The 3992-nt window shown below is 60.6% G+C and carries 3 protein-coding genes; all 3 read left to right on the forward strand.

The features are described 5' to 3' along the window. Window positions 1-232: 232 nt before the first annotated feature. On the forward strand, window positions 233-1648 hold the full coding sequence (locus QMX98_RS32925; RefSeq protein WP_282411998.1) for a cytosine permease: 1416 nt from the start codon (window positions 233-235) through the stop codon (window positions 1646-1648). Between the two features lie 175 nt (window positions 1649-1823). After that, window positions 1824-2042 (forward strand): PLD nuclease N-terminal domain-containing protein, encoded by a 219-nt coding sequence (locus QMX98_RS32930; RefSeq protein WP_010459492.1) that lies wholly within the window; start codon window positions 1824-1826, stop codon window positions 2040-2042. A 189-nt stretch (window positions 2043-2231) separates the two neighbouring features. Continuing rightward, on the forward strand, window positions 2232-3248 hold the full coding sequence (locus QMX98_RS32935; RefSeq protein WP_282411999.1) for an AbrB family transcriptional regulator: 1017 nt from the start codon (window positions 2232-2234) through the stop codon (window positions 3246-3248). Window positions 3249-3992 lie beyond the last annotated feature (744 nt).

Consider the following 3992-nt stretch of genomic DNA (forward strand, 5'->3'; position numbering starts at 1 on the left):
CGATCTGACAGCCAAATCAATGTTGACTGTCAAATCGCTATCGCTGGCGGGCTAGCTCCCACAGGGTTTTGCGGTGACCAAACGACCTACTTTTTTTAACGTCTATACCCACAATCTTACTAATTTATCTATCCGCCCCCACCGCACATCATCACTCCAACAAGAAAAGCGTCGCCCCCGTGCGGCGCTCACCGAAGTACGTCCACGTACTCAAATTGCCTTGGAGTCCGTCATGGTTACCACCGCAACAACCGCCGCCCCGCTCATCGAAAAACACACCATCGGCTACGTGCCGCCCGAAGATCGCCACGGCAAGACCCGTGACCTGTTCACCCTCTGGTTCGGCGGCAACATCGCCCCGCTGCCCATCGTCACCGGCGCCCTTGGCGTGCAGATGTTCCACCTCAACCTGGTGTGGGGCATCGTCGCCATCCTCGTTGGCCACCTGGTCGGCGGCGTGCTGATGGCGCTGCACTCGGCGCAAGGCCCGCAGATGGGCATCCCGCAGATGATCCAGAGCCGCGCACAGTTCGGCTCCCTCGGCGCCCTGCTGGTGGTGCTGATCGCCGGCATCATGTACATCGGCTTCTTCGCTTCCAACATCGTTCTTGCCGGCAAATCCCTGCACGGCGTGGTCGACAGCGTGCCGGTGCCGGTCGGCATCGTCATCGGCGCCCTCGGTTCCGGCATCATCGGCATCATCGGCTACCGGTTCATCCACGTACTCAACCGCATCGGCACCTGGGTGCTGGGCGCCGGCATCGTGCTTGGTTTCGGCTACATCTTCACCCACGTGCAGACCGCCGATTTCCTCACCCGTGGCAGCTTCAACATCTCCGGCTGGCTGGCCACCGTCTCCCTCGCCGCGCTCTGGCAAATCGCCTTCGCCCCCTACGTCTCCGACTACTCGCGCTACCTGCCGGCGAGCGTGCCGGTGGCCGCTACGTTCTGGACCACTTACCTGGGCACCGTCCTCGGCTCCAGCCTCTCGTTCATCTTCGGCGCCGTCGCCGTCCTCGCCACGCCCGTGGGCATGGACACCATGGACGCGGTCAAACTCGCCACCGGCTCCATCGGCCCGTTGATGCTCGTGCTGTTCCTGCTCAGCGTCATCAGCCACAACGCCCTCAACCTCTACGGCGCTGTGCTGTCGGTCATCACCCTGGTGCAAACCTTCGCCTACCGCTGGATCCCCACTGCCAAAAGCCGCGCCGTCCTCTCCCTCATCATCCTCGCCGCGTGCTGCTTCGCCGCCGTCGGCGCCTCCGCCAACTTCATCGGGCACTTCGTCGATATGGTGCTGGTGCTGCTCGTGGTGCTGGTGCCGTGGACCGCGATCAACCTGATCGATTTCTACGCGATTCACAAAGGTCGGTACGACATCGACTCGATTTTCAAGGTCGATGGCGGGATCTATGGACGCTACAACCCGCAAGCGTTGCTGGCGTATGCGATCGGGATCGCGGTGCAGATTCCGTTCATGAACACGCCGCTGTACGTTGGGCCCATCTCCGAACACATCAACGGCGCTGACCTGTCCTGGCTGGTCGGCCTGCTCATCACCTCGCCGCTCTACTACTGGCTGGCCAACCGCGACAGCGCCTACAAACGCCGTCTCTCCACCGGAAAACTCGCCAACTCGATCTAATGAACCCCCGCAATCCCTGCAGGAGCGAGCCTGCTCGCGATGAGGCCCTGACAGTCAATACTGAATTACCTGACAGGCCACCCTCGCGAGCAACCCAGCACAAGCCTCCACCAAAATTTAATGAACCCTGCCCACCACGGCTCACCTAACAAAAGGACTATCTGGAGGGTGACTCATGCAAATCGAAACAATCTGGATCGTGCTGACAGCCGTTCTGTTGCTGGTCGAGCTATGGGCAATCAACCGAGTGCGCAAAGCCGAAGGCAAATCGACCAACAAACTCTTGTGGATCGTGGTGATCGTGTTTGTGCCGCTGATTGGGGTGGTGGCGTGGGCATTGGCTGGACCGAAACACACCGACCACAACCCGCATTCACCCCAGGCCCGGCAATGAAGTCGGGAGGGTTTGTGATGACCCGTTTCTGATCGACAGGGGCGAGCCCACGGACGGCCGCTCGCCATACCCGGTAACTCACACTGACACCACTGAGACGCACGTACTTGACGCCTTACGCCATTAAGTGGGAAAACGTACACGGCCCAAATGGAAGCGTTGGCGCACTTCAAGAATCAAGGAAGACTCATGAAAACCCTGGTGTGTTTGCTGATCGCCACCGGCGTCGGCACCGTGTTGCAATACGCCGGTATCCCCCACGGCCTGTTACTGGGCTCGATACTCGCGAGCGCGTTGATCGCCAGCAATCTGCGATTTTCCCCCACCCTGCCCTTCAGCCTTGGCTATGTGCAAATCGTGCTGGGGATTGCGACCGGCCTGATGTTTACCTCGTGGGACAACCACACCGTGGCGGCCATGTTGCCCAGCCTCGGCTTCATGCTGCTGTGCCTGATGGTCCAGAGTTCCGTGGCCGGTTTCTGGTTGTTCAGAGTCTCGGGCTGGAACCTCAAGGACTCGCTGTTATCCGTGTACCCCGGCGCACTCGCCGCCGTCTTCGACTTGATCGAGTCTGAACGCGCGTCCAGCAAAGTGATCGTCGTGCACCTGGTCCGCCTGTTGTCGATCACCTTGCTGGTCAGTTTTTGCATTCCCGGACATGTCGACGTGGCGCTGGCCCAGAGCAGCCCGCTGGACGTGAGCACGGCGCTGACCCTGCTGTCGCTGATCGCCTTGTGCCTGCTGCTCGGTCGCGTGTTGTTGAGCGTCGGCGTGCCAGCGCCGTTCATGCTCACCGCCATCGTGCTCACCGCCGCCTGCATCAAGCTGGGCTACCTCCAGACATTCCACCTGCCGCAGTGGAGTGTCGACTCCGCCTCCGTGCTGATCGGCGTGCTGATTGGCTCGAAATTCAAGGACATCAGCTTCGCCGAGTTGGTACGCCATGGCCGCGCCGGGCTGCTCGCCGTCGGCCTCATGTTGCTGATCGCCGCCGCGTTTGCCGGCGTGGTCGGGCAGGTGCTGGGCAGCGATCCGCTGTCGTTGTGGCTGGCGTACATGCCGGGGGCCATTGAAACCATTGCCATCGTCGCGTTCAGTGGCGGGCTGAATGTGGTGTTCATCCTGACGCATCATTTGGTGCGGATGGTCGTGCTGCACTTTGCCCCGGCGCTGATTGTGCAGGCGCGGCGCTGGCGGGCGGAGTGATTGCCGAACACAAATCGCAAACACCTCCCGATGTGGAGGCGTTTTGCTTTGTGCTGCCGGGAGGAAGGGACTAAACGGGAGAGATGGTGGCCAGGGCACCAATCAAAATGGTTAACACCAGAAATCCACCGAGGAAAATTGCCATCTTGCCCATAGGGCCTCCTACATTATGAGTTTACGGTGCAGTGACTGCGCGACTGCGGACCGTGCTGTCATTGTGAGCGTGAGGGTGGGTGCATGACAGAGGCAGATGGCGAAGGAAAATACGGATCAGATGCTGGACGTGTAGCCGCTGCCGAGCAGCGCGAGGCCTGTGGGAACGAGCTTGCTCGCGATGGCGGATTTACATTCAATAGAAATGTTGGCTGATCCACTGCCATCGCGAGCAGGCTCACTCCTACAGGGAGCGGCGGCGATAACAATACCTGTGGGACGACCCCATCCAATGTGGGAGCGAGCCTGCTCGCGATTGCGGATTTGCATTCAACAGAAATGTTGGCTGATCCACCGCCATCGCGAGCAGGCTCTCTCCTACAGGGGGCAGCGGCGATAACAATACCTGTGGGACGACCCCATCCAATGTGGGAGCGAGCCTGCTCGCGATGGCGGATTTATATTCAACAGAGATGTTGCCTGACCCACCGCCATCGCGAGCAGGCTCACTCCTACAGGGAGCGGCGGCGATAACAATACCTGAGGGACGACCCCATCCAATGTGGGAGCGAGCCGGCTCGCGCTAGCGGG

This window comes from Pseudomonas sp. PS02303, from assembly GCF_029959925.1.
Taxonomy (GTDB): domain Bacteria; phylum Pseudomonadota; class Gammaproteobacteria; order Pseudomonadales; family Pseudomonadaceae; genus Aquipseudomonas; species Aquipseudomonas mandelii.